At 65.1% G+C, this 24,883-nt stretch carries 27 protein-coding genes; 17 read left to right on the forward strand and 10 right to left on the reverse strand.

Going from position 1 to position 24,883, the window contains the following annotated elements; all coding sequences use genetic code 11:
• Positions 1-426: 426 nt before the first annotated feature.
• From NOG11_RS14355 to map, 4 genes are all read right to left on the reverse strand, one after another.
• Complete coding sequence (locus tag NOG11_RS14355) at positions 427-654, reverse strand: ribbon-helix-helix domain-containing protein (RefSeq protein ID WP_256620497.1); 228 nt, start codon at positions 652-654, stop codon at positions 427-429.
• The gene (locus NOG11_RS14360) at positions 651-872 is read right to left on the reverse strand and encodes a hypothetical protein (protein ID WP_256620498.1); all 222 of its coding nucleotides are present in this window, start codon (positions 870-872) and stop codon (positions 651-653) included. The genes NOG11_RS14355 and NOG11_RS14360 overlap by 4 nt, the downstream gene beginning before the upstream one ends.
• A 126-nt stretch (positions 873-998) precedes the next feature.
• Complete coding sequence (gene radC, locus NOG11_RS14365) at positions 999-1,721, reverse strand: RadC family protein (protein WP_256620499.1); 723 nt, start codon at positions 1,719-1,721, stop codon at positions 999-1,001.
• Entirely contained in the window at positions 1,718-2,560 is an 843-nt protein-coding gene (gene map, locus NOG11_RS14370; protein WP_256620500.1) for a type I methionyl aminopeptidase, read from the reverse strand. The genes radC and map overlap by 4 nt, the downstream gene beginning before the upstream one ends.
• A gap of 225 nt (positions 2,561-2,785) precedes the next feature.
• Here map and NOG11_RS14375 point away from each other — a divergent pair, with 225 nt between their 5' ends.
• Positions 2,786-3,124 carry a PRC-barrel domain-containing protein gene (locus NOG11_RS14375; RefSeq protein ID WP_256620501.1) on the forward strand — a complete coding sequence of 113 codons (339 nt, stop codon included), beginning with the start codon at positions 2,786-2,788 and terminating at the stop codon, positions 3,122-3,124.
• Between the two features lie 400 nt (positions 3,125-3,524).
• Here the strand turns inward: NOG11_RS14375 and NOG11_RS14380 are convergent, their stop codons facing one another.
• Positions 3,525-4,064 carry a type 1 glutamine amidotransferase domain-containing protein gene (locus NOG11_RS14380; RefSeq protein WP_256620502.1) on the reverse strand — a complete coding sequence of 180 codons (540 nt, stop codon included), beginning with the start codon at positions 4,062-4,064 and terminating at the stop codon, positions 3,525-3,527.
• Between the two features lie 163 nt (positions 4,065-4,227).
• Between NOG11_RS14380 and NOG11_RS14385 the strand changes: the two genes are divergently transcribed.
• A complete protein-coding gene (locus NOG11_RS14385) occupies positions 4,228-5,103 on the forward strand; it encodes an MBL fold metallo-hydrolase (protein WP_256620503.1) in 876 nt (291 codons plus the stop codon).
• Complete coding sequence (locus NOG11_RS14390; protein WP_256620505.1) at positions 5,103-5,504, forward strand: DUF202 domain-containing protein; 402 nt, start codon at positions 5,103-5,105, stop codon at positions 5,502-5,504. Before NOG11_RS14385 ends, NOG11_RS14390 begins: the two co-directional genes overlap by 1 nt.
• A gap of 161 nt (positions 5,505-5,665) precedes the next feature.
• Here NOG11_RS14390 and NOG11_RS14395 read toward each other — a convergent pair whose 3' ends face one another.
• Positions 5,666-6,256 carry a superoxide dismutase gene (locus NOG11_RS14395; RefSeq protein WP_256620507.1) on the reverse strand — a complete coding sequence of 197 codons (591 nt, stop codon included), beginning with the start codon at positions 6,254-6,256 and terminating at the stop codon, positions 5,666-5,668.
• 206 nt (positions 6,257-6,462) lie between these two features.
• Here NOG11_RS14395 and NOG11_RS14400 point away from each other — a divergent pair, with 206 nt between their 5' ends.
• From NOG11_RS14400 to NOG11_RS14435, 8 genes are all read left to right on the forward strand, one after another.
• Positions 6,463-7,194, forward strand: a complete 732-nt coding sequence (locus NOG11_RS14400) for an SDR family oxidoreductase (protein ID WP_256620508.1) — start codon at positions 6,463-6,465, stop codon at positions 7,192-7,194.
• Between the two features lie 110 nt (positions 7,195-7,304).
• Positions 7,305-8,003 carry a hypothetical protein gene (locus NOG11_RS14405; protein WP_256620509.1) on the forward strand — a complete coding sequence of 233 codons (699 nt, stop codon included), beginning with the start codon at positions 7,305-7,307 and terminating at the stop codon, positions 8,001-8,003.
• A gap of 167 nt (positions 8,004-8,170) precedes the next feature.
• Positions 8,171-9,445 (forward strand): dipeptidase, encoded by a 1,275-nt coding sequence (locus tag NOG11_RS14410; protein WP_256620510.1) that lies wholly within the window; start codon positions 8,171-8,173, stop codon positions 9,443-9,445.
• 175 nt (positions 9,446-9,620) lie between these two features.
• Positions 9,621-11,720 carry a protein-disulfide reductase DsbD family protein gene (locus NOG11_RS14415; protein WP_256620511.1) on the forward strand — a complete coding sequence of 700 codons (2,100 nt, stop codon included), beginning with the start codon at positions 9,621-9,623 and terminating at the stop codon, positions 11,718-11,720.
• A complete protein-coding gene (locus NOG11_RS14420) occupies positions 11,717-12,304 on the forward strand; it encodes a redoxin family protein (RefSeq protein WP_256620512.1) in 588 nt (195 codons plus the stop codon). Before NOG11_RS14415 ends, NOG11_RS14420 begins: the two co-directional genes overlap by 4 nt.
• Before the next feature lie 155 nt (positions 12,305-12,459).
• Complete coding sequence (gene pgi, locus NOG11_RS14425; protein ID WP_256620513.1) at positions 12,460-14,103, forward strand: glucose-6-phosphate isomerase; 1,644 nt, start codon at positions 12,460-12,462, stop codon at positions 14,101-14,103.
• 206 nt (positions 14,104-14,309) lie between these two features.
• Positions 14,310-14,816: a 5-(carboxyamino)imidazole ribonucleotide mutase gene (gene purE / locus NOG11_RS14430; protein WP_256620514.1), complete on the forward strand. Its 507-nt coding sequence runs from the start codon at positions 14,310-14,312 to the stop codon at positions 14,814-14,816.
• Between the two features lie 5 nt (positions 14,817-14,821).
• Positions 14,822-15,877, forward strand: coding sequence for a 5-(carboxyamino)imidazole ribonucleotide synthase (locus NOG11_RS14435; protein ID WP_256620533.1), 1,056 nt, complete (start codon positions 14,822-14,824; stop codon positions 15,875-15,877).
• A gap of 6 nt (positions 15,878-15,883) precedes the next feature.
• On the opposite strand, the gene NOG11_RS14440 is transcribed toward NOG11_RS14435, so the two are convergent.
• Positions 15,884-16,372, reverse strand: a complete 489-nt coding sequence (locus tag NOG11_RS14440) for a DUF2937 family protein (RefSeq protein ID WP_256620515.1) — start codon at positions 16,370-16,372, stop codon at positions 15,884-15,886.
• Positions 16,373-16,494: 122 nt separating this feature from the next.
• On the opposite strand from NOG11_RS14440, the gene NOG11_RS14445 reads away from it, so the two are divergent.
• Positions 16,495-16,806, forward strand: coding sequence for a GFA family protein (locus NOG11_RS14445; protein WP_256620516.1), 312 nt, complete (start codon positions 16,495-16,497; stop codon positions 16,804-16,806).
• Between the two features lie 94 nt (positions 16,807-16,900).
• On the forward strand, positions 16,901-18,613 hold the full coding sequence (locus tag NOG11_RS14450; RefSeq protein ID WP_256620517.1) for a hypothetical protein: 1,713 nt from the start codon (positions 16,901-16,903) through the stop codon (positions 18,611-18,613).
• Positions 18,614-18,631: 18 nt separating this feature from the next.
• Here the strand turns inward: NOG11_RS14450 and NOG11_RS14455 are convergent, their stop codons facing one another.
• The 3 genes from NOG11_RS14455 to NOG11_RS14465 form a co-directional block, all read right to left on the reverse strand.
• Positions 18,632-19,477 (reverse strand): AAA family ATPase, encoded by an 846-nt coding sequence (locus NOG11_RS14455; protein ID WP_256620518.1) that lies wholly within the window; start codon positions 19,475-19,477, stop codon positions 18,632-18,634.
• A 124-nt stretch (positions 19,478-19,601) separates the two neighbouring features.
• Entirely contained in the window at positions 19,602-20,318 is a 717-nt protein-coding gene (locus tag NOG11_RS14460) for a hypothetical protein (RefSeq protein ID WP_256620519.1), read from the reverse strand.
• Positions 20,319-20,559: 241 nt separating this feature from the next.
• Positions 20,560-21,396 (reverse strand): aldo/keto reductase, encoded by an 837-nt coding sequence (locus tag NOG11_RS14465; protein ID WP_256620520.1) that lies wholly within the window; start codon positions 21,394-21,396, stop codon positions 20,560-20,562.
• Positions 21,397-21,560: 164 nt separating this feature from the next.
• Here NOG11_RS14465 and gabT point away from each other — a divergent pair, with 164 nt between their 5' ends.
• The 4 genes from gabT (at position 21,561) to NOG11_RS14485 (ending at position 24,867) form a co-directional block, all read left to right on the forward strand.
• Positions 21,561-22,886: a 4-aminobutyrate--2-oxoglutarate transaminase gene (gene gabT, locus NOG11_RS14470; RefSeq protein ID WP_256620521.1), complete on the forward strand. Its 1,326-nt coding sequence runs from the start codon at positions 21,561-21,563 to the stop codon at positions 22,884-22,886.
• Positions 22,886-23,677 (forward strand): class I SAM-dependent methyltransferase, encoded by a 792-nt coding sequence (locus NOG11_RS14475; protein WP_256620522.1) that lies wholly within the window; start codon positions 22,886-22,888, stop codon positions 23,675-23,677. The genes gabT and NOG11_RS14475 overlap by 1 nt, the downstream gene beginning before the upstream one ends.
• A 208-nt stretch (positions 23,678-23,885) precedes the next feature.
• Positions 23,886-24,347 (forward strand): DUF4442 domain-containing protein, encoded by a 462-nt coding sequence (locus NOG11_RS14480; RefSeq protein WP_256620523.1) that lies wholly within the window; start codon positions 23,886-23,888, stop codon positions 24,345-24,347.
• Positions 24,316-24,867: a TetR/AcrR family transcriptional regulator gene (locus NOG11_RS14485; RefSeq protein WP_256620524.1), complete on the forward strand. Its 552-nt coding sequence runs from the start codon at positions 24,316-24,318 to the stop codon at positions 24,865-24,867. Before NOG11_RS14480 ends, NOG11_RS14485 begins: the two co-directional genes overlap by 32 nt.
• Positions 24,868-24,883: the final 16 nt, after the last annotated feature.

A 24,883-nucleotide genomic window follows, 5' to 3' on the forward strand; every position in this document is an offset into this window, starting at 1 on the left:
TCCGCCCTTCGGGCACCTCCCCCATGGAATGGGGGAGGGAAGCAGAACCAGCCTCCGCCCCCTACTTCGCTCCCCCACTGGTGGGGGAGCTGCCGGTAAGCTGAGGGGGCCGGGGCGCATTAGGGCGCAGCGAACAGTAGGGCGGCTCGCGAAGCGTGCCGCCTGCGACGGTTGCGCTCTGAATGGCGGCACGCTGCGCGAGCCGCCCTACGGCCCCCTTCTTCATCCGCCTTCCCACGGCGTAGCGAAGCGGAAGACCGTGGGACCCACCTCCTGCCCGCGACGCTTATCCTGCTGTTCGGAGATGGGTCCCATGGATCGCTGCGCGACCATGGGAAGGCGCAGAGAGGAGCGGGCAAGGGGAGTGTAGGGTGGAACACGGAGCTCTCCGCCGATCCAAGGTGGTTTGTAGGCTCGCTTCGCAGGTCAGGACTGCCTCAGCGCCTCCACCACCTCCACGCGGAGCGCAGAGGCGAGGCTTTGCTCCGAAGACCGCTTCACGTCGGCCTCGGCGATCAGCTTGGCGAGGGACACGCTCCGCCGCTCGGCGAGCCTTTCGAGTTCGTCCCAGAACAGCCGCTCGAGACGGACGCTGGTGCGGTGGCCGGCGAGGGTCACCGAGCGCTTGATCTGGTCGCCGGGTTCGCCGGTCACTTCTTGCGTGACCAGCCTTCGAGGCCCTCGTCACGGATACCCTTGGAGGCCGCCTCCATGCCGTCGAGGATACCGGCAAGATGGGCCAAGACGTCGCTGTCCGCATCTGCCGGGTCGATGCCCAGGGCTCTGTAGAGCTCGCCCACGTCGATCTCCTCGCGGAAGAGAAGCTTGGCGATGGCGATACGCACGCGCGAGGCGCTGACGGGTTCCTTCATCACGGGCCTCCTTTCGCGAGCTGGCGGCGTTGCTTCGGGTTCTTCGCGCAAGGAACGTGCCAGCACCTCCGACAGCTCCGAGAAATTGGCCTCTTCGAGTTTGATGCTCATCGCTTCTGCTCAGTTCTAGCCGATCAGACCCTGCTCGCGAAAGCTCGTATGCCTGCCCCGCCCGATGATCAGGTGGTCGTGCACCGTGATGTCCACCGCCTTCGCCGCCTCGACGATCTTCTCGGTCATGGCGATGTCCGCCCTCGACGGCGTCGGGTCGCCCGAAGGGTGGTTGTGCACCAGGATCATCGCGCCCGCATTGAGGGTGAGGGCGCGCTTGACCACCTCGCGCGGGTAGACGGGTGTGTGGTTGATGGTGCCGGTCTGCTGCTTCTCGTCCGCGATGAGGGCGTTCTTGTTGTCCAGGAACAGGATGCGGAACTGCTCGACCTGCTCATAGGCGACGTTCGCCCGGCAGTAGTCGATGAGCGCTTCGTAGCTCGTCAGCACCTGACGGCCCATCACGTTCGCCGCCGAGAGCTGCAGCGCCGCCGCGCGGACGATGGCGAACTGCGCCAGCACGCCAGGAGTACAGGTGAGGGGAGGCTTGCCGTCGATCCGTACCGTGACGGCTTCGAGGCGGTCTCTCGGTGCACTGATCACATCGGCGAAGCTGCCGAACTCGGCGAGCAGAACCTTCGCCAGGGGTTTGACGTCGCGCCTCGGGATGGCGGCGAAGAGGATGAGCTCCAGAAGCTCGTAGTCCCGGACGCCCTCCGGCCCTCCCTCCATGAACCGCTCGCGCAGGCGCTTTCGGTGGCCCGCGGCGAGGTCCTTGGTACTGACCGTCGTGCTCATCCGGCGGTGTAGGGCGGCCTGTCGAGACCCTTGGGGCTTTTCGTGAAGACCTCGTAGCCGTCCTTTGTCACACCGATGGAGTGCTCGAACTGCGCGGACAGCGACTTGTCCTTGGTCACCGCCGTCCAGCCATCGCGCATCATGCGCACGTCGGGCTTGCCGATATTGATCATCGGCTCGATGGTAAAGAACATGCCCTCTTCGAGGGCCACATCGGGGGCGTGCTGCCAGGAGCCGTCACGCTCCTTGTACTTCTCATAGTGGACCACGTTGGGCGGCAGGTGGAACACCTGGCCGAGGCCGTGGCCGCAGAAGTCACGCACCACCGAGTAGCCGTTTCCTTCCGCATGGGTCTGGATGGCGCGGCCGATCTCGCGGAGGTTCGTGCCCGGACGGACGATCTCGATCCCCTTCCACAGGCACTCGAAGGTCACGTCGATGAGGCGCTGGGCACGCACCTTCGGCTCTCCCGCGGTGAACATGCGCGAGGTATCGCCGTGCCAGCCGTCCACAATGACCGTCACGTCGATATTGGCGATGTCGCCGTCACGCAGGGGCTTCTCGGAGGGGATGCCGTGGCAGATGACATGGTTGGTGGAGATGCAGAGGGCGTGGCGGTAGCCGCGATAGCCGATAGTGGCCGAGGTCGCGCCGTGGTCCTTGATGAACTGGTAGGCGAGGTCGTCGAGAGCCTGGGTCTTCACCCCCGGCTTCACTTCGCCGGTGAGCATATCGAGACACTCCGCCGCCAGCCTTCCGGCGCGGCGCATGCCCTCGAACCCCTCCTCACCATGGGTGATAAAGCGCGATCGGGGGCGGGCGAGGGTGTTCTGGTCCATGAGGAGGCCTTACACCGAGGGGGAGAGGAGGGGAAGGAGGTAGGGCGGAACGCGAAGCTTTCCGCCTATGGGGGTGGAAACCGAAGGACGGCGGATGGCTCCGCAATCCGCCCTACGGGCCTGGAACTCTGAACCGACCGTAACACGCGAAAGTGGTGGCCTGGGCGAACCTGCACCCCTCCTACCGCGTTGGTTGGGTGTAGTTATTTTGGAGGACCACATATTATGCAACCGGTACTTTCTTCCAGCAGTCTTATCGGCGACAGCGTCGTCAACCCGCAAGGCGAGAGCCTCGGCAAGCTCGAAGACATCATGATCGACATGTCCAGCGGGCGCATCGAGTACGGCGTGCTGAACTTCGGCGGTGTGCTCGGTATGGGGAACAAACTGTTCGCCGTTCCGTTCGATCAGTTCACGGCCGACACCGGCAAGGAGCGCCTTGTCCTGAACATCGACAAGGAGCGTCTGAAGGACGCCCCCGGCTTCGACAAGGACAACTGGCCGAACTTCGCCGATCAGAGCTTCCGCCAGGAAGTGTCGAGCTACTACAGCCCGCGCATCTAGTCAGAGCGTGAGGGGAGTTTTCCGTCGGGTGCCGGTAGCATGGCATCTTGGCGGACCAGGTAGGCGGCAACGCCTTTACCCAGGAAAAGGTCAGGCCCGAAAGGGTCTGGCCTTTTCTTGTGTTTAGTGGCACTAGCATTTTTCTGGGTGGCGCTACCGGCTCGCTACCCGCGAGCCTATTTGAGCGCCGGCTCGACTACGCTTCCGCTTCGCTCGCGTTCTTGGGGGGGAGCTGGGTGCTCACCTCTCCCGTTCACGGGAGAGGTCGAAATCTATCTGATTTCGGGTGAGGGCCTCGGCGAAGCCGTTCTGCTACGCTTGCCATCAAGACCTGCGCTCAGAAGCCCCTCACCCTCATTCTCTCTCCCGCAAGCGGGAGAGGGAGGCGCAGGATGAACGCTCAGCTCCCAGCAACCGCGTCGGCGATCTCGCCCACAAAGGCATCCAGATCCCCTGGATTGCGTGAAGTGATAATGTTCTCGTCCCTCACCACTTCCTGGTCCACCACCGTCGCGCCAGCGTTCCTCAAATCCGTACGGATCGAGTCGTAGGCCGTAAGGGTCCTGCCCTTGGCGATGCCGGTCTCGGCCAGAAGCCAGGGCGCGTGGCAGATCGCGGCGATCGGCTTGCCCTGCTGGTTGAAGCGCTGGATGAGGTCCAAGGCCTCCTTATTGAGGCGCAGCTTGTCGGGGTTGATCTGACCGCCGGGCAGCACGAGGGCGTCGTAGTTGTCGGCGTCCTGGGCACTGATGGCCTTGTCGGCATGCACCGTCTCGCCCCAGTCCTTCTCGTCCCAGCCGCGGATGTCTTCGCCGTCGGGCGAGGCCACGTGGACCGTAGCGCCTTTGCCGGAGAGCTGATCGCGCGGGGTGAGAAGCTCGGACTGCTCGAAGCCGTCCGTGGCCATGATGAGGATCTTGGCGTCCTGAATCTGAGGCATGGGTAACCTTTCCGTCTCTGCGTTCGAACAGGGGAAAGGCCGGGGGCGAGCTTAGCGTTCTCCTCCTCCACCGAACCGTGAAGGCACTGCGACTGCCTTCCGCGCTCGCCCCGGCCGCCCGGCCCGCCTAGGTCCGACTCCAACCATATCAGGGGAGCATGACATGATCCGAACCCTCAGCCTCGTCCTCACCGCCGGTCTCGCCCTGACCGGCGCCCAGGCCCAGCGCAACTTCGACAATATCAATATCACCCACGAGGAGGCCGCCCCCGGCGTCTGGGTGCTCTACGGCGCGGGCGGCAATATCGGCCTGCACAGCGGCGAGGACGCGGTGTTCCTCGTGGACGATCAGTTCGCCCCTCTCACGGAGAAGATACAGCTCAAAGTGCTGGAGCTGACCGGCAAGAGCCCCGACTTCGTCCTCAACACCCATTTCCACGGCGACCACTCAGGCGGCAACGAGAATCTCGGCGAGGCAGGCGCGTTGATCTTCGGCCATGAGAATGTCCGTGCGCGCATCCTGGAGGGCGACAACCCCGCCAGTGCCCCGGTGGTCACCTTCTCCGACCGTCAGAGCTTCCATATCAACGGTGAGAACGTCCGCGCCCATCACGTTCACCACGCCCATACCGACAGCGACAGCTTCGTCCATTTCGAGAACGCCAACGTCATCCATACCGGCGACCTGATGTTCGAGGAGAGCCTCGGCAGCTTCCCCTTCATCGACCTTCAGGGCGGCGGCAGCATCGACGGCGTCATCGCCGCGCTCGAGAAGATGGTCGAGACCGCCGACGCCAACACGGTGGTCATCCCCGGCCACGGCAAGCTCACCGACCGCGAGGGCATGGTGGCGTATCACGCCATGCTCGAGGACATCCGCGACAAGGTGCAGGCCCAGATCGACCGTGGACGGAGCAAGGAGCAGATCGTCAGGGCTCGCCCTGCGAAGAGATATGCGGGCGCGCGCCAGGGCGGCTTCATCTCCGAGGACCGCTTCGTCGAGACGGTCTATGACAGCCTGACTTCCTCCGACGGCTGATGGCCGAAGAGGGCAAGGACAAGAACGACCTCGCCGAAGACCGCACCAAATGGGCGGAGGACCGTACCGACTGGGCCGAGGACCGCACGGTTCTGGCCAATGAGCGGACCTTCGCCGCCTGGGCGAGAACGGCCATGGCTTCGACGGCACTGGGGCTCGGCTTTCACGCGGTGGTGCAGAAGCTGGAGCCGACCTGGCTCGCCAAAGCCGGAGCTTCGCTGTTCATCTTGATCGGGATCGGCATCCTCGCCATCGCTCAGGCGAACGCGAAGAAGGTAGGCGAGCGCCTCGACACCCACGGCGTCGAAGCGCTGCGCCAGAGCCGCTTCCGCCTGATCGCCGCGGCACTGGCGACGGCTTGTTTCGGCGTCTTGGTTATTATCTGGATGCTGAAGGGCTGATCTTACCGCTTCCCTCTCCCGCCTGCGGGAGAGGGACCGAGGGTGAGGGGCTTCTGAGCGCAGGTCTTGACGGCAAGCGTAGCAGAACGGCTTCGCCGAGGCCCTCACCCGAAATCAGATAGATTTCGACCTCTCCCGCGGGCGGGAGAGGTGGCGCTACATCAACCCAAATTCTTCTCGGCGAAGTCCCAGTTCACCAGCTCGTCGAGGAACGTGTTGATGTAGTTGGGACGGCCGTTCTGATAGTCGAGATAGTAGGCGTGCTCCCAGACGTCCATGGTGAGGAGCGGGGTGGCGCCTGCCTCCGTCAGCGGAGTTTCCGCGTTCGGCGTTTTGCGCACTTCGAGCTTGCCGCCTTTCTCGACCAGCCAGGCCCAGCCGGAGCCGAACTGCGTCGCGCCCGCCTTGGTGAACTCCTCGCGGAACTTGTCGTAGGAGCCGAAGCTATCGTCGATCATCTGGGCGATCTTGCCCGACGGCTTGCCGCCGCCCTTGGGCTTCATCGAGTTCCAGTAGAAGGTGTGGTTCCAGACCTGGGCGGCGTTGTTGAAGAGCCCTTGGTTCGAGCCCTCCGCGTCCTGCACGATCTTTTCGAGGTCGGCGTTCTCGTGCTCGGTGCCGGCGATCATCTCGTTGGTGGTGTCGACGTATTTCTGGTGGTGCTTGCCGTAGTGGTAGTCGAGCGTGTCGCGGCTGATATGCGGGGACAGCGCATCGCGCTCATAGGGAAGGGGGGGAAGGCTGACGGCCATGATGCTCTCCTTGAGGCTGGCGGAAGTGTAGGGGGGACGTAACCGCTTCGCCCGCGCCGTCAATCGGGCGTCCCAGCGCAGGCGCAGTTCCGTCCGTGCCCGAAGCGCAAAACAGTGCTGCCGCTTTTGTGTGTCGCGCTCGTCATGGCGCTTCTTACTTTGGGCCGGTCATTGCCACGACACACGCAAACTGAGGAGGCGATCTCATGGCACGCTTTGACGGAAGAACTTATCTCGTGACCGGCGGCACCAGCGGCATCGGCGAGGCCACGGCCCACCGTTTGGCTGAGGAAGGCGCCAGCGTCTTCGTGACCGGCACCAACCAGGAGAAGATCGAGAAGCTCAACGGGCAGAAGGGCATCACGGCGTTTGCCAACGACGCCTCCGACCCCGGCGCGGCGCAGGCGCTGGCAGGCCAGGTCCAAGAGCTCGACGGCGTCTTCTTCAATGCGGGCTTCGGCAAGTTCCTGCCCCACGATCAGATCAGCGCCGAGGACTTCGCGGCCCAGATGGACGTCAATGTCCGCGGCCCGATGCTGCAGATGGCGGCGCTGTCGGGCAAGGTGAAGGATGGCGGCGCGGTGCTCATCAACACCTCGGTCGGCCAGCATATGGCCATGCCCGGCGGCTCGCTCTACCTGCCCTCCAAGGCGGCCATGCGCTCCTATGTGCGGGTACTAGCGAAGGAACTCGCCCCCAGGGGCATCCGCGCCAACGGCATCAGCCCCGGCCCTATCGACTCGAACTTCTTCTCTCGGACCGGCATGGACCAGGGCCAGGCGGAGCAGATGGCGGAGGGCATCAAGTCCCAGGTGCCGCTGGGCCGCTTCGGTGAGCCGAGGGAGATCGCGGGCGTCGCTGCCTTCCTCTTCTCGGACGATGCGTCCTACGTGACCGGCGCCGACTACGAAGTCGATGGCGGCATGTCGATGCACTAACGCTAACCTTCGTCCACCTCTGTCAAGCCTTGGTGAGGCGGTGCATCTTTTGGCGCCGCCTCGCCGTTCATGGCGCATCGCAACACGCGCAAGGCGCGCCAGAGGACGACATGACGAAGACCAGAACGTTGAAGAAAGCCGCCCCTAGTTGGAACTGGCTGCTGGGCGTGCCCGCAGCGGTAATGCTCGCGAGCTGCGGCGGCGCCGAGACCGACACGGCCGAGTACGAAGCCGCCGAAGAGCCCATCGAAGTCGCCGAGGCCGAAGACCTTCGCAGCGAACGGACCTCCGACCTCGAGCTCGCCGAGCAGGACCTCGAAGCCGACGTGCTCGTGGTCGAGGACGACCCTGCCGACCTCGAAACCACGGCGGAGAACGTCACTGACGAAGCCCTGATGGAAGAGGGCTATGAAGAGATCGAAGCCGATGTCGTCACCACCGAGCTCGACGCCGAGATGGGCGAGACCCAGGAAACCCGGATCGCCTCGATCAGGACCGACGACACCCTCCCCGAAGGGACGGTGACCCTCAACGAAGTCCGCGTGAAGAGCGTGGTCGGCGACCGCACCTTCACCGTCGAGGACGATGAGGGCGAGGAGCTTCTCGTGGTGCTCGACCAGGAGGAGACCCCCGGCGACGAGACCGAGGGCCGCTACGACATCACCGAAGGCCAGGTCATCGACCTCACCGGCACGGTGCGCGAGGTCCAGGACGGCATGATCGACGGCGAGGAGATCGAGGACATGCCCATGGGCACCGACGTCTATATGTGGGCCGACAAGGCCGACATCGAGCAGCGTCCTCAGTAGGCGCCTCTCCCACCAACACCCGTCATCCCGGAAAGCCGAAAGGCTTATCCGGGACCCATAGACCTAAGCTCAGCCGCCCTGAGTAAGGATTGGTCCCTGGATCCCGGCTCAAGGCCGGGATGACGGTGGCGGGTGACCCCGCCCGCAACCCGGTCTAGCCTCGCCGGATGACCAGGCTTCTCGTCCGCACGGCCCTTCTCTCCACCATCCTCCTCGGCGCAGGGATCGCCCTGTTCCTCATCCTCGCCCCGCCTATGGCGGACAAGCGGATGAACCCCGTCCTCCCCCACGCACCCTATGAGATTTCCGAAGAGGCGAGGGCGCTCCACGCCACCATCCCCGTGGCGGACCTCCACGCCGATAGTCTCCTTTGGAACCGCGACCTTCTGAAGAGGAACGACCGCGGCCATGTGGACCTGCCGCGCCTGCGCGAGGGCGGCGTGTTCCTCCAGGTCTTCACCGCCGTCACTAAGACCCCGGTGGGCCAGAACTACGAGGAGAACGACGCGGGCTCGGACAACATCACCAAGCTCGCCATGGCCCAGCGGTGGCCGAGACGCACCTGGGATAGCCGCACCGAGCGGGCGGTTTATCAGGCGGAGAAGCTGGCTGGGTTTGCTGCCGGTTCCGAAGAGGGAGAAACGTTAGGAGATGCCCTCGCTCCCCTCCGCATGGTCACGTCCAAGGCAGAGTTGGGGGAGCTACAAATAGTACGTGGTGACTGCCGTTTTGGTATGCGGCATGCCAAGAATGCGGACGGCAGCTTTTCCACTACTGACAAGTGGTACAACCCATGTGAGGCCGTCGCCGCCATCCTAGGCACCGAAGGCTCCCACGCTCTCGACGGCGACCTCGCCAATATCGACCGGCTGTTCGAGGCGGGCTACCGGGTCATGGGGCTGCAGCACTTCTTCGACAACAAGCTGGGCGGCTCGCTGCACGGCCAGAGCGGGGCGGGGCTGACCGATTTCGGCCGCGACGCGGTGAAGAGGATGCGCGAGCTCTCCATCATCATCGACGTTGCGCACAGCTCCGAACATGTGGTCCGAGATGTCCTCGCCATGGAGGCGGGACCGCTGATCGTCAGCCATACGGGCTTCGACGGCCACTGCCCCAGCCCCCGCAACATCTCCGACGAGACCATGGAGATGATCACCCAGAACGGCGGCCTGATCGGCGTGGGCTTCTGGGAGGACGTCACCTGCGACGCCTCCCCGGCAGGCATCGCCGATGCGATCCTATGGGGCGCGAACCGCTTCGGCGTGGACCATATCGCCCTCGGCTCGGACTTCGACGGCACGGTGACGACGGAGCTCGACGCCTCCGAACTCCCCGCCATCACCCAGGCGCTCCTCGACGCAGGCATGCCGGAGGACGATATCCGCAAGGTGATGGGCGGCAACACGGTCCGGTTCTTCCTGGAGAACTTGCCGGAGGGGTGAGACCGTCATCCCGGAAGGCGCAGCCTATCCGGGACCCATGGCCTGCAGCGGCAAACAGAGTGACGGTTGGGCCTGCAACCAAACTTCGTCCATGGGTCCCGGATAAGCCTTACGGCTTTCCGGGATGACGGGCGTCGCCAGTCGCTGTAACCAAACCCCCGCAACAACCGAACCCATGCCTATGCTGCGCCTGCTTCTTGCTGCCTTCACCCTTTTTGCTGCCGCCCATGCCCAGACCGGGGAGGCGGTGCGCACCGGTCATGCGACGAGCCGGCTGATCTCGGAGCAGAGCGCTGCTGTCCCTGGCGAGACCCTGTGGGTGGCCCTGGCCCAGGAGCTCGACGAGGGCTGGCATGTCTACTGGAAGAACCCCGGCGATAGCGGCCTGCCGCTCAACCTTGGCTGGCAACTGCCCGAGGGCTTCGAGGCCGGAGAGTTAGGCTACCCGCTGCCCCACCGCCTGCCGCTCGGGCCGCTGACCAATTTCGGCCACGAGGGCAGCCCCACCTTTCTCGTGCCGATCAAGGTGCCGCCGGGTGCCCAGCCAGGGACCATGGCGCGGCTCGACGTCTTCGCCGAGTGGCTCATCTGCCTCGACGTCTGCATCCCGGAGAGCGCCGACCTCTCGCTCTCCATTCCTATCGCCGCCAGCGCCAGCCCCGTGCCGGGCCAGACCGAGCGTATCCGCACCGCGCGCAGCGCCCAGCCGAGGGATCTCGGCCTCGAGGCCGCCTTCTCCGAAGCGGAGGGCACGGTGGTTCTGAGGATCGAAGGCGCTCCCGAAGGCGACCCCTTCTTCTACCCGGCTGTCGGCGGCCTCATCGAGCCGTCCTCCACCCAGGCCACCTTGCGCGAGGACGGCGCTCTCCTCATCGCTCTCACCCCCGGCATCGAGTACGAGTTCGAACCGCCTCAGACCCTCGAAGGCCTGCTGACTCTCGCCATGGAGGGCGAGGAGGTCGGCGTCGAGATCGCCGCCGTGCGCTCCGAGGAGATGGTGGCCGCAGCCCCGCTTCTGGCTCGCCTGAACGCTGCCGAAGCGGGCGGGGGAGGGGGCAGCGGCGCCTCGTCAGCCAGCCTGCCGCTCCTTCTCCTCTTCGCGCTTCTAGGCGGTTTAATCCTCAACGCCATGCCCTGCGTCTTTCCCATCGTCTTCCTCAAGGCGTCGAGCATCGCGAGCCTCGCAGGCGCCGAGCGTAAGACGATCCGCATGGACGCCTATGCCTACACGGCAGGGGTGCTGGTCACCTTCGCCATCATGGCGGTGGTGCTCCTCAGCCTTCGGGCGGCAGGGGCGCAGCTCGGCTGGGGTTTCCAGCTTCAGTCGCCGGTCGCCGTCAGCATCCTGGCGCTGATCGTCTTCCTCATCGGACTGAACCTAGCCGGAATGTTTGAGGTGGGCACCTCGTTTCAGGGCGCGGGCTCCGGCCTCGCCCAGAAGAAAGGCCCCGCAGGCTCCTTCTTCACCGGCCTCCTAGCGGTGCTGGTCGCGGCGCCCTGCATCGGCCCGTTCCTAGGCGCGCCCGTGGGCTACGCCCTGACCGCGCCGCCAGCCGCCGCCATGGCCGTTTTCCTCGTGTTGGGACTAGGCCTGGCGCTGCCCTACCTCCTCCTCGCTTTTGTGCCGAGCCTGGCCGAGAAGCTCCCCCGCCCCGGCGCCTGGATGATCCGCCTCAAGCAGCTCTTCGCCTTCGCCATGTTCGGCACGGTGGTGTGGCTCGTCTGGGTGGTGAGCCTTCAGGCAGGCCCCGACGCCGTCCTGCGCCTAGGCATCGCCTTCGTCGTGGCGGGGCTCGCTGCCTGGCTCTTCGGCCTCGCCCAGGAGAAGGGCACGTCGCTGCCCCTCCAGGCTGCCGCCGCCCTGGCCCTGGTCGTTGCCATCGTGCCCCTGACCGGCCTGCAGACAGCAGCGCCGGTCTCCTACGCAGGCGAAACCGCCAAGGAGCCCTATGACGAGACCCGCCTGGCCGCCCTCATGGAGGAGGGCCAGCCGGTCTTCATCGACTTCACCGCCGCTTGGTGCGTGACGTGCCAGTACAACAAGCGCGTCGTCTTGGAGACGGCGGAGATCAGAGACCTTTTCGCGCAGACCGGCACGGTCTTCATGGTGGCTGACCTCACCAACCCCGACCCGATCATTACCGCGGCGATAGAACGGCAGGGACGCTCTGGCGTTCCGCTCTATCTCTACTACGATGGGACGGGTGAGGCTGAGGTACTGCCGCAGATCCTTACCGCCAAACTGATGAAAGAGACGCTGGAGAACCGCGGATGATCTCGACTTTAGCTGCAAGCCTTCTCGCCCTCCTGGCCCCCATGCCAGGCCAGGCGGCGCCCGAATTCTCGGAGGTCTCCGCCGGCGGCGAGACGATCAGTCTGGATCAGTTCGAGGGAAAGACCGTGGTCCTCGAATGGACGAATGACGGCTGCCCCTTCGTTCAGAAGCACTACGGCGCGGGCAACATGCAGGCGCTGCAGAAGCGCGCGGGGGCCGAGGACATCGTCTGGGTGCAGGTGATCTCGTCGGCCGAGGGCAAGCAGGGCTACGCCGACGCCGCGCGGGCCACCGAGCTCAACGCCGAGCGCGGCGCCGAGCCCGCCTATGTCCTTCTCGATGCGGACGGCTCCATGGGCCGGGCCTACGCGGCGAAGACCACGCCGCATATGTTCATCATCGATGGAGAGGGTACGCTGCGCTACAACGGCGCGATCGACACCATCCCCTCCTCGAACCCCGCCGACATCAAGCGGGCCGACAACTATGTCAGCACCGCCCTGTCGCAGATGAAGAACGGCGGCGAAGTGGTCACCAAGGTCTCCAAGCCTTACGGCTGCTCGGTGAAATACGCCGATAGCTGATACGTAGGGCGGCTCGCAAAGCGTGCCGCGGTCTGACGGTTGGATACGGCGCGGCTGCACGCTTCGCGAGCCGCGCAACAGTTGAGGCTCTTCTCAGCTTCGAACTGACGGACTAGGGGGTGGCGACGCTATGAACTCAACTGACGGAGACACCCATGAACCCCGCCGAGACCAAATCGTGGGGGGTTCTCTCCCAGCTCGCCGAGACCGACGGTAAGCGCCACCTGCGCGAGCTCTTCGCCGAGGAGCCCGGCCGGTTCGAGCGCTTCAGCTTCGAAGCGGCGGGGCTGTTTCTCGACGCCTCTAAGGCGCAGGTGACCGGTCCGGTCATGGACGCGCTTCTGGGGCTGGCCGAAGAGGTCGGCGTCGAAAAACGCCGCAGGCGGATGTTCGCCGGTGAGCCGATCAACGAGACCGAAGGCCGCTCGGTCCTCCACATGGCCCTGCGCGACAACCGCGACGGCAAGTACAAAGCGGACGGCGCCGATCCCATGGGGGACATCGAAGACGTCCGCCAGCGGATGAAGGCGTTCTGCGACGCGGTCCTCTCCGGCGACCGCCGCGGCGCCACCGGCAAGCCGCTCACCACTGTCGTCAATATCGGCATCGGCGGCTCGGACCTCGGCCCCGTCATGGTGACCGAGGCGCTGAAGCCCTATTGGATCGAGGGCAGGGACGTTCACTTCGTTTCCAACGTGGACGGAACGCATCTCGTGGAAACGCTGCGCCGGTGCGATCCCGAGACGACCCTCTTCACCATCGCCTCCAAGACCTTCACCACTCAAGAGACCATGACCAATGCCCATTCGGCGCGGGAATGGTTCCTGGCTTCGGGGCGGAGCGAGGCGGATGTCGCCAGTCACTTCGTCGCTCTGTCCACGAACCACGAAGCCACCGCCGCCTTCGGGATCGAAGAGGAGAATGTCTTCGGCTTCTGGGACTGGGTGGGCGGCAGGTACTCCCTCTGGTCGGCCATCGGCCTGCCCATCGCCCTGACGGTCGGCTGGGAAGCGTTCGAGGACCTCCTCTCCGGCGCCCACGCCATGGACCGGCATTTCGAAGAGGCGCCTGCCGACAAGAACCTGCCCCTTCTCTTCGGCCTGATCGGCCTTTGGCACCGGACATTCCTGGATATGCCCGCTGTGGCGGTGCTGCCCTACGACCAGTCGCTGCACCGTCTGCCTGCCTATCTTCAGCAGGCGGACATGGAGAGCAACGGTAAGTCCCGCCGTCTGGACGGCTTGCCCGCAGGATACGAGACAGGCCCCATCGTCTTCGGTGAGCCGGGTACGAACGGTCAGCATGCCTTCTATCAGCTCATCCACCAGGGCACGACCGTCATCCCCTGCGAGTTGATTGCGCCTGCCGTCTCGCACAACCCCCTGGGCGACCACCACGAGAAGCTCCTCGCCAACTTCCTCGCCCAGCCCGAAGCGCTGATGGTGGGCGTGACCGAGGACGAGGCTTTCACGCAACTGAAAGAGCAGGGCGCGAGCGACGAGGAAGCGAAGCGTCTCGCCCCCCACAAGGCCTTCCCCGGCGGCAGGCCGTCGCTCTCGGTCCTGATGCAGAAGCTGACACCCGAAACCCTCGGTGCGCTGATCGCCCTCTACGAGCACAAGATCTTCGTCCAGGGCGCGGTCTGGGGCGTGAACTCTTACGACCAGTTCGGCGTGGAGCTTGGCAAGGTGCTGGCCAAGCCCATCCTGGCGGAGCTGAAGAACGAGGCCGACGGCGACCACGATGCCTCCACGGCGGGATTGATCGCGCGAGTGCGGAGTTTGCGCTCGGGGGTATGATCCGCCGTCATCCCGGAAAGCCGCAGGCTTATCCGGGACCCATGGACCGAACGGATCAAGCCATGACAGAGGTTCGGTCCATGGGTCCGTCAACCGCTTTGCGGCTCAACCTTCGCTACGCTACAGCCGGGATGACGACGTCATGACGCGTACCCTTGCCCGCCTCCACAACCCAAGCTAACCGGCTCTTTTGCGGGAGACCACTCATGGTCCAGGACACAACCCCCGTCGCCATCATCATGGGCAGCTCGAGCGACTGGCCGACCATGCGCTGCGCCGCGGAAGCCTTGGATGAGCTGCAGGTCGGCTATGAAGCGCTGATCGTCTCCGCCCATCGGACCCCCGACCGCCTCGTCCGCTTCGCCACCTCCGCCGAGGATCAGGGCTTTCAAGTGGTGATCGCAGGCGCCGGGGGCGCGGCGCATCTACCGGGCATGGTTGCTTCCATGACGACCCTCCCGGTGCTCGGTGTGCCGGTCCAGTCCAAGGCGCTTTCCGGCATGGACAGCCTCCTCTCCATCGCCCAGATGCCCGGCGGCGTCCCCGTGGGCACCCTGGCCATCGGCGAGGCCGGCGCGAAGAACGCAGGGCTCATGGCCGCCTCCATCCTGGCGCTGCAGGACCCCGAACTCTCCTTGCGCCTCAAATCCTGGCGGCAGAAGCAGTCCGAAGCGGTGCTCGAAGCGCCGGTCCAGGACGAGCCGGTCACGTGACCACCATGCTCCCGCCGGGCAGCACCGTCGGAATCCTAGGCGTCGGCCAGCTCGGCCGGATGCTGGCCAGCGCCGCGACCAAGCTCGGCTTCCATGCAGCCGCCTATGGCCCAGGCGCCGTGCGCTCCCCCGCGGGTATGGCTGCCAAGCCCTTTGAGGGAGACTATCTCGACGTCGATGCCGTGACCACCTTCGCCAAACGCTGCGACGTCGTCACCTACGAGTTCGAGAACGTCCCCGCCGAGACCGCCGCCGCCGTGGCAGCCTCAGGCACGCCGCTCGCTCCGAACGCGGAGGCGCTTGCCGCCAGCCAGGAGCGCTTGAGAGAGAAGACCCTGTTCCGCGATCTCGGCATCGGCACCGTGCCGTTCTGGCAAGTGGATAGTGCGGACGATCTGCGTACCGCGCTTGCCGAGGCTGGCCCTTCCATCGCCAAGACCCGCCGCTTCGGCTATGACGGCAAGGGGCAGGCAAGGCTCACCGGCAGCGAAGATGCCGATGCCGTCTGGCGAGAGCTAGGCGAGGCGCCGCTCCTCCTCGAAGGCTTCGCCTCTTTCGAGCGCGAGGTCAGCCTGATCGCCGCCCGTGCCCGATCTGGCGACATCGCCTTTTTCGACCTCTGCGAGAACCACCATGAGGGCGGCATCCTCGCCCGCTCGATGATTCCGGCGCAGGCGGACGATCGCCTCGTCCAGCAGGCCCGTCAGGCGTCCAAGGCGATTCTCGAACGCCTGAACTATGTCGGTGTGCTGACGGTAGAGTTCTTTGTGACGAAAGACGGCCTCCTCGCCAATGAGATGGCCCCCCGCGTCCATAATTCAGGCCACCATACGCTGGAGGCCTGCTCGGTCAGCCAGTTCGAGCAGCATATCCGCGCCGTGACCGGCTGGCCCCTACGCCCAGCGGCAACCCTTCGGCCGTCGGAGCTTCTCAACCTCATCGGCGATCAGGTGAACGGCTGGGAGAAGCTGGTGGCCGAGCCGGGCACGGATCTCACCCTCTACGGCAAGGCCGAGGCGAGACCTGGCCGCAAGATGGGGCATATGGTGCGGCCCCTCTGAGGTGCCTCAGTAGCGGCGGAAGGGCGCGGTGATCAGTCCAAGGATCAACGAAGCGACCCCCCAAAGAAGGGCGAACCCAGCCAAGGCATAGCCGCCGCCGTCCATTGTGGTGGGCACGGCGGGCTTGTAGGCTTCGAGGGTCGATTCCAGCACGGCCTGGTCATGGTCGCGGGCGAGATAGATCGGCCGCTGCCACTCGCCGGTGCTCTCCAGCGTGTCGAGTTGCTGACGGTAGCGCAGGTAGGAGGCCACATCCTCCGCCCGGCCAAGGCAGGACATGGAGCCCCCCGGCCGCTCATCGGCCAGGCAGTAGTCGAGGGCCTCCTGGCGGCTGAGATCGGAGCGCGCCGCATCCTGGTCGAAGCGCTCGACCACCTCACCGAGCCGGTCCACGCCGCCGCGCAGGTTCTGCATATATTGCTGCGTGAACTCAGGGGCTTGGCTCGCCCCGACGGCGCCGAGCAGCCCGAGAAGTAGCGCAATAATACGGCTCATCAATCGTCATCCCTGCTGTGCCCAGGGACCACCTTAACCTTTTGGCAAGGCGGGGGCAACGGCTGGGCGTGGACGCGGTTAAGGAAGCGCTTTAGGCGAGAAGCGAGAGAAGGAGCGCGTCTATGGGATTGAGAGGGCAGTGCCTTTGCGGGGATGTCCGCTTTAGGATCGGCGGCCAGGTCACGGCCGCCTCGACCTGCTCCTGCAGCCAATGCCAGCGCTGGGCAGGCTCGCCCTGGACCACCACCACGACCCCTCAGGACGAGCTGGTCATCGAGAACGGCGCCGAGTCGATCGCCTGGTATCCCAGCTCCGATGATGTCGAGCGCGGCTTCTGCGTCATCTGCGGCAGCTCGCTCTTCCGGCGCGAAGTGGGAGAGGAAGCCGAGAAGGTCAGGGTTTCCGCCGGGACCTTGGGGCAGGTGGCGGGGTAGGGGAGCAGGCGCAGCAAGGACCACGCCCTAATCCTTGCGCTGCCCGTTTGCGTCAGCCACCCTTGCGCCCAGCAGGAAGTTTGGGACAGTGCAGGTGAAGCATAGGAACGAGGGCGGCAGGCCCTTCATCTCGACGGCGCTTCTTATCGGAGCACTGGCGATCGTGCTTGGCCTACTGACGGCGCTCCAGACAGGCTCTGGCTGGGGAGGTCTCAATGCGCTGGGTCCTGACAGCCTGCTTCGCCTCTATCTAGCCGGGTCGGCAGTTCTCTTGATCGGGGCAGTCATCAGCGCCTGGCTTCCGCCGCCAGGAGGCGTTTTGGGGTATGCCGGCCAGTATGCCCTGTTCTGTCTGAACCTGCCGTTCGTCAGCATCATGTTCATCAACCTCGCCTGGGACGGCTATCATGCCGGTGCACTTGGCGAGGCGAACTGGCTCACTTTGCTCGGGCTGGCTGGTGTTCTCTCCCTTGCCGCCCTAGCGCCGCTATCGAAGCAGCAGCCCGCCGAAGAGAAACGCAATCCCGTCGAGCTGGCCACGGAGCGTTCGAGGCCGGAGAGCGGGCTCGATCCGAGTACGTATGGGTTCCTGATGTGGAGCGTACCTTTGGTCTGTGTCGCGTTCATCGTTGGGCTGCCCGTGTGGTTCGAGCTGCGCGATGCTCTCGCCCTGGTAGTCTTTGAGCAGGAGGCTCCGAGCTTCGCGGACAGTTTCAGAAGTACTCTCCGCTTTCTGAAGGTTGGTGCCCCCATCATCCTTCTTTTCCTCCTCTACATCCCCATTCTCTACGCCTATCAGTTCTGGCATACCCGCCAGCGCAAAGAGCGCCTGCTGAATGAAGAGCCCACCGCTGGCCGTGAGCTGTCGCAGGAAGAGCTCGGCGAGCTGGAAGAGCTCTCAGCTCGCCTGCGTGAGTATCTGAGCCCGCTGGCGCGAGACAAAGGCAGCCTGCAAGGTTTGCTGACGATCATGATCCCCTTTCTCGGCGCGCTGATCTTCACCGCGGCAGCCATATGGACGCAGCAGCGACCGGACCAGCCCTTTTTGGGTCTGGGAGCCGGGCTCCTTCTGCCGGGGCGAACGGAAGGCCTGGCGGACTTTCTCTGTCTGGACCCGTTTGTTTTTAGCGAGATGATGGTGTTCATGGTCCTCATGGGGGGCGGCATGTGGGCGATCGAGGCCTGGCCGTCTCGTGATCCTGCTTCGGCAGCGCGTGCCTGGTTTCGTTCCCAGGGCGAGACCGAAGCTGTCATCGAGGCAGTCGAGACGGACCTTGCGACCCGCCTCCGCCTGAGGCCTGGTTTAAAGGCGGAGGGTTTCGAACCCGAGGAGCTGCTTGCGCACTGGCAGCATCGCCGCATCGGAACGATAAGGGGGTGGACGCTCCTCGGTTTCGCTGCGGCCTTCGCGGCACTGGGCCTTGAACGCAGCCACTACGACATCGTTCATCCGGCAGGCCTCGTCACCAAGCGCGTCTGGGAGGTCAAGCCTCGGCGCATCCCGATCGCAGACATCACTATCCTCCGGGTCCGGTGCGATGTGGCGAAGGACGACGACGGCTTGTTCGTTTACGAGATGGAGACGAAGGCCGGACGCCACGTCCGTCTGGGTGCTAGCGACCTCAACGTTACCGCCCGGCACCACCTGGACTGGCTAGAGGAGCTGGACACCAAGATCAGAGCGGGCGGCGCGCAGGTCCTTCCATATGGCCGAGAGGATATGACCGAAGCGGAGTGCGAGCCGTATCTGACCGAACGGCACGGCTCTGAGACCGCCTCAAGAATGGTGCGCCTGCTGACGAAATAGGTAGGCAGCGACCCGCCCCTACTGTCCCTCGCGCCTCGCTAAGAACGCCAGCCGCTCGAAGAGGTGGACGTCCTGCTCGTTTTTGAGGAGCGCACCGTGAAGCGGCGGGATCGCCTTGCGGGGGTCTTTCTCCCGAAGGGTCGCGAGATCCACATCCTCGACCATGAGCAGCTTTAGCCAGTCGAGAAGCTCCGAGGTGGAGGGCTTCTTTTTGAGACCCGGCGCCTCGCGCAGGGCGTAGAAGCGGGTCAGCGCCTCGCGGACGAGGCCCTCTTTGATGTCTGGGTAGTGGACGGAGACGATGTTCTTCATGGTCTCATCGTCAGGGAACTGAATATAGTGGAAGAAGCAGCGGCGTAAGAAGGCGTCGGGCAGCTCCTTCTCGTTGTTCGAGGTGATGATGATGATCGGGCGCTCTTTCGCCTTCACCGTCTCGCCGGTCTCGTAGACGTAGAACTCCATCCGGTCGAGCTCCTGCAGGAGGTCGTTGGGGAACTCGATGTCCGCCTTATCGATCTCGTCGATGAGGAGGACGGGGCGCTTCTCAGCGGTGAACGCCTCCCAAAGCTTGCCGCGCTTGATGTAGTTGCCGACGTCCGTGGCGCGCTCCTCGCCGAGCTGGCTGTCGCGCAGGCGGGCGACCGCGTCGTACTCGTAGAGGCCCTGGGCCGCCTTGGTGGTGGATTTGACATGCCACTCGATGAGCGGAGCGCCGAGGCTGTCGGCGACCTCCTTGGCGAGCACGGTCTTGCCGGTGCCTGGCTCACCCTTGACGAGGAGGGGCCGCTCTAGCGTGACGGCGGCGTTGACCGCGACATTGAGGTCGTCGGTGGCGACATAGGTATCGGTGGATTGAAAGGCCATGGCCACCCGTTAGGGCGCGGCAGCGCTGATCGCAAAGAAAAAGGCAGGGCGAACCCTGCCTTCTGGTGTCCGGCTTCGTTCAGTCGCGGCGGGTCGGCTCGTCAGGACTGACGCAGGTGAGAGCTCAGACGCCCTTCTTCCGGCGCTTGGCCGCGTAGGCTCCGAGGGCGCCCGCGAAGAGAAGCGCAGCGCCCGGCACGGGCACGACGATGTCGGACAGGGGCGCGGTCTCGATGAAGTCGAGGTTGAAGTCCGCCGCGGCGGTCTGGTTCAGCGCGGTCACGCTCAGCGCGTCCACCTGGGTGAAGTCGATGCCCGCAAACTCGGAGAAGGCGAGGGTGAAGATGCCGCTGGCCGTCAGCTCGAAGGAGGCGGAGGCCGAGCTGTCACCGTCCCACACCGTCACGGTGATCTCGCTGACGCCGTCGACGAAGTTGGCGCCGACACGGAAGCCCGTATTGGTGCCGTCCACGAGGTCGATGCCGCCGAGGCCGTCCGTATCGAAGCTGCCGTCGTTCGTGCCGTCATACTCGAGAAGGAAGGTGGTGAAGATGCCGGTGCCGTTCGCGCTGGCACCGCTCTCGAAGCGTCCGAACGCTCCTTGTGCGTTGAAGATGCTCTCAAGGTCGAGGTCAAGCCCGTCCTGGTTCGAGAGCGTCACCTCGCGGACGCCGCCGAGCAGGCTCGCCGCATCGCCGGTCACACCCTCCGACATCGTCATATCGGCGCCGATGGTGACGGTCTGCGGCGTGGCGAAATCGTCGATCGTGACGGTGGCGGCGGAGGCGAAGCCCATGCCGGCGGCAGCGACGAGCGCCGTGGTCAAACCTAGTCTTCTCATGCTCTCGTTCCCACTCCTCGGCATCGGTTCATGACGTGGTCGCCACATACCGCAGGGCCGTCCGCATAACGACTGATACACTGTCCAATAGACTTCACGAACGATTGATAGATGGAAGTTTTTCGCAGTGCAGCGTAGAAAGGATTCACGGAAGCGAGAGCAGCACGCGCATCACTCAGTGTGGTCATCTTCAGATCGGGGAGAAAGACCCGGCCTCTCTCCCCAAGGGGCGCGAAAGCGCTCAGGCGGCGACGCCCGTGTCCCACTGGGGTGCCCAGTCGGGGTCGATCATCCGACCGTCGGGCTTGATCAGTCCGTAGACGGTCTTCATGTCTTCGGCGGAGAGTTCGAAATCGAAGATCTCGAAGTTGGACTTGAGGTGGTCCTCCGAGCTGGTCCTCGGGATAGCCGCCACGTTGGCCTGCTGCAGGTGCCAGCGCAGAACGATCTGGGCGGGCGTGCGCTTGTTCCACTCGGCCAGACGCTCGATGGCGGGGTTGGAGAGCACCTCGCCCTGGCCGATGGGGGAGTAGCTGGTGAACAGCATGTCGAAACCGCGCGCTGTCTTCAGGACCGGGTCCTGGTCGAGATTGGGGTGGTACTCGCACTGGATGTTAGCGAGGCGCACCGGGCACTCGGTCACCGCCGTCAGAAGCTGGTTCTGGGTGTAGTTGGAGACGCCGACCAGCCTTGAGAGGCCCTGCTCCTGGATCTCGGCTAGGGGCGTGACCTGGGCGCCGATCTCCATCTCGGGAACCGGCCAGTGGTTGAGGACGAGGTCGACATTGTCCGTACCCAGCCGGTCGAGGGACTTCTTCATGGCGTCGATGCTGGTCTTCTCGCCGATCTTCTCGTACCAGAGCTTGGTGGTGAGGAAGATCTCGTCGCGCGCCACGCCGCTCTCCCTGATGGCGCGGCCTACCTCCTCTTCGTTCTTGTAGACGGCAGCGGTGTCGATATGCCGGTAGCCCAGCTCCAGCGCCTTGGAGGTGATGCGGTAGGCGTCGTCGCCTTTGAGCTGCCAGGTGCCGAGCCCCAGGCGGGGAATGTCGATGCCGTCGAACTGGTGGTAGAGCATGGGGGGTCTCCGGTCGTCTTGTCTGATGCGAACGCAACACGGAGGTCCCGCCCAAGGTTCGGCCAGGGGGAGGCGCGCGGCAGTGAGCGCTGCCCCTTGAACCCTGCGTCCAAGCGGCGCAGAGGCTGGAGCGCACCTGAAGTTCGATGGAGAAGGACTTAGAAATGAGCGATAAGGCCGGCAGCAACGAGTACCCCACCAACGAGCTGATGGTGGCGCGCAGGAACGCTGCCTGCCCGAGCGGCCTGCCTTCCAAGTCGGGTATCTACGCCGCCAAGGCGCAGGGCGCGGAGATGTGGGACGTCGAGGGCAAGCGCTACATCGACTTCATCGCCGGGATCGGCGTTCTCAATGTCGGCCACAACCACCCGCGCGTGATGGCCGCTGCCCGCGAGCAGATGGAGAAGGTGGTCCACACCTGCTTCGGCGTCGCCCAGTACGAGCCCTATATCGAGCTGGCCGAGCGCTTGAACGATCTCGTCAGGCACGCTGGTGGCGGCAAGTCCGACTACAAGACCATGTTCATGAACACAGGCTCCGAGGCGACTGAGCATGTTTGCAAGTTCGCCCGCCGCATCACCGGGCGCCCCGGCCTTATCAGCTTCGAGGGCAGCTTTCACGGGCGCACGCTTCTCGCAACTGCACTCACGGGCAAGGCTCGTCCCTACAAGGAGGGCTTCGGCCCGCTGCCGGGTGACGTCTACCATGCTCCCTACCCGCACGAGTACAAGGGCATGTCGAGCCAGGGGGCGCTGAACTGCCTCAAGCATATCTTCGAGACCTCGATCGCGCCCTCGGACGTGGCGGCGATCCTGATCGAGCCCGTCCAGGGGGAGGGGGGCTTCGTCCCCGCCCCGAGGGCGTTCCTTCAGGGCCTACGGAAGATCTGCGACGAGCACGGCATCATGTTCATCGCCGACGAGGTGCAGACGGGTTTCGCCCGCACCGGCACCATGTTCGCCATCGAGCAGTCCGGCGTCGAGCCCGACTTCCTCGTTTGCGCCAAATCCATCGCGGGGGGCTTCCCGCTCTCGGCCGTCATCGGCAAGGCCGACCTCTTCGACTCGATCGCGCCGGGGGGCATGGGCTCGACCTATGGCGGCAACCCTGTCGCCTGCGCCGCAGCCCTCGCCGTCCTCGATGTGATCGAGGAAGACGGTCTCATTCAGCGTGCGGAAGAGATCGGCGCCAAGGTGGAGGCGCGCTGGAACGAACTCGCCCAAGGGGTCGGCAAGGGCACCTTCGGCGATGTCCGCCGGGTGGGCGCCATGGCCGCCGTGGAAATGGTCGTCGACGGCGACCCGATGAAGCCCAACGCCGAGGCCGCCGCCAAGATCCAGGGCCGGGCGCGGGAGCTCGGCCTCATCACCCTCACGGCGGGCAAGAAGGCGCAGGTCATCCGTACCCACGTGCCGCTCGTGGCGTCCGACGCCCTCATCGACGAGGGGCTCGACATCTTCGCCCAGGCGACCAAGGACGTCCTGGGCTAGTGCGCCTACCGATCGAGCGGGAGCGGCTGCTTGCCGTCCTGAGAGGGCTCGGCCTCCTCGGGGTGGCCGAGCGCATCGCCATCGCGCGCGATGTCGAGGAGGCGGAAGAAGCGAACGCCGCGTTCCTCGCATCCTATGAAGGGCCGCCGCTCCCCAGCGCCTCGCTCATTCGCCGAACCTATGGCGATGCCGGTCTCGAGGACTACAGGAATTGGGGGCGCGAGAACGCGGCTGAGATCGAGGCGGCTCTCAGCCGTCACGTCAATCTCTCCACGGCGAAAGTGGCCGAATGGGGCTGCGGCCTCGGCAGGCTGGCGATGCATCTTGCGCCGAAGACGGACTATACCGGCTTCGACATCGACGAGAGCTCTCTCGCCTACTGCCGCGCCCACCTGCCCGGCACCTATCTTCGCAACGACCCCATGCCGCCGCTGCCCGCAGAGGATGCCAGCTTCGATGCGGTCTTCGCCGTGTCGATCTTCACCCACCTCTCCAAAGCCCAGCACTCCGCCTGGGCTGCAGAGATACGCCGTGTGCTGAAGCCTGGCGGGGTCTTCCTCTTCACCGTGCACGGAGAAGAGCAGGCAGGCGGGCTTCTACCCGGCGAGCGCGCCGCTTTCGACCGCGGCGAGCTCGTGACCAGGGGAGGGGTCTCGAGGGGCAGCCGCACCTACCTCGCCTACCACCCCGAAACCTTCGTTCGCGAGGTGCTGCTCGAAGGCTACGAACCGGTAGACGGCCCCGAGCCCTGCTGCGGCCAGACCCTCTACGTGGGGCGGAAGCCTTACTAGTAGCCCCCTCCGCCCTTCGGGCACCTCCCCCACCAGTGGGGGAGGGAACGAGACCAACCGCTTTGCCCTACTTCGCTCCCACATGGGTGGGGGAGCTGCCGGCAGGCTGAGGGGGAAGAGAACAACCCGTCAACCTACAGCCCTGCAGCTTGCACCGCGCCCATTCACCGTTTATGTACCCACCGGAGACATAGCGAAGGAGCACCCCTTGTCCCCCTACGACATGATCAAGCAGCAGCTCGCCTCCACCGTCCCTTTCGTGGGCTATACGGGCATCGTCATCGACGAGCTCGGCGAGGGTACGAGCACCTGCACGCTCGAGCAGCGCCATGAGATCTCGAACCATCTCGGCACCCAGCACGCAGGCGCGCTCTACACCTTGGGCGAGACGGCGTCCGGGGCGGCGTTCACCGGCGCCTTCGCCGACAGAATCATGGAGCTCCAGCCCGTCGCAGCGAAGGCCGAGATCGCCTATCTCAAGCTCGCCAAGGGCACGATCACGGCCAAGGGCCTGGTGGGCGAGGATATCGCCGGCCTCAAGAAACGGCTGGACGAGGAGGGCCGGATCAAGTTCCCTGTCACCGTCAGCCTGACCGATGCCTCCGGCAACGAGGTCGCGACGATGAGGGTCGAGTGGAATGTCAAAAAGCGCGGGGGAGCCTCAAGCTAAAAGCTCCGCCTACCACCACGGTGATCTGAGCGCTTCGGCCCTGACAGCGGCGCTTCGGGCGCTGGAGACCGATGGCGCCGAGGCGCTGTCCCTGCGTAAGCTGGCGGCGGAGCTAGGCGTCACCCACCGCGCGCTCTACCGTCACTACCCGGACAAAGCCGCGCTGATCGCCGCCGCCGCCGAGGAGGGCTACCGCCGCCTGACCGATGAGGCCAGCGCTGACGGCAAGGATGCCGCCGGTTTCGCGCGCGCCTATATTCGCTTCGCCCTTGCCCGCCCAGGCCTCTACGCGGTGATGATGGCGGCCCCTTCGGGAGAGAAGCCCGAGGGCCTCTACAGGGCCATCGGCGACCTCATCCGCGCCGCCAAAGAGGCCTTCGGCGACGATCTCGCTGTCAAGCGCGCCTGGACGATCCTCCACGGCGGCGTGTCCCTCCACCAGGCAGGTGCCTATGCCGCGCGAAGTGAGGAGGAGCTGGGCGACTTCCTGCTGACGCTGGCGGGCATCGAGGAGATGTAGGCGAAGGCGGGATCAT

Source organism: Parvularcula maris (genome assembly GCF_024505085.1).
Classification (GTDB): Bacteria; Pseudomonadota; Alphaproteobacteria; order Caulobacterales; family Parvularculaceae; genus Parvularcula; species Parvularcula maris.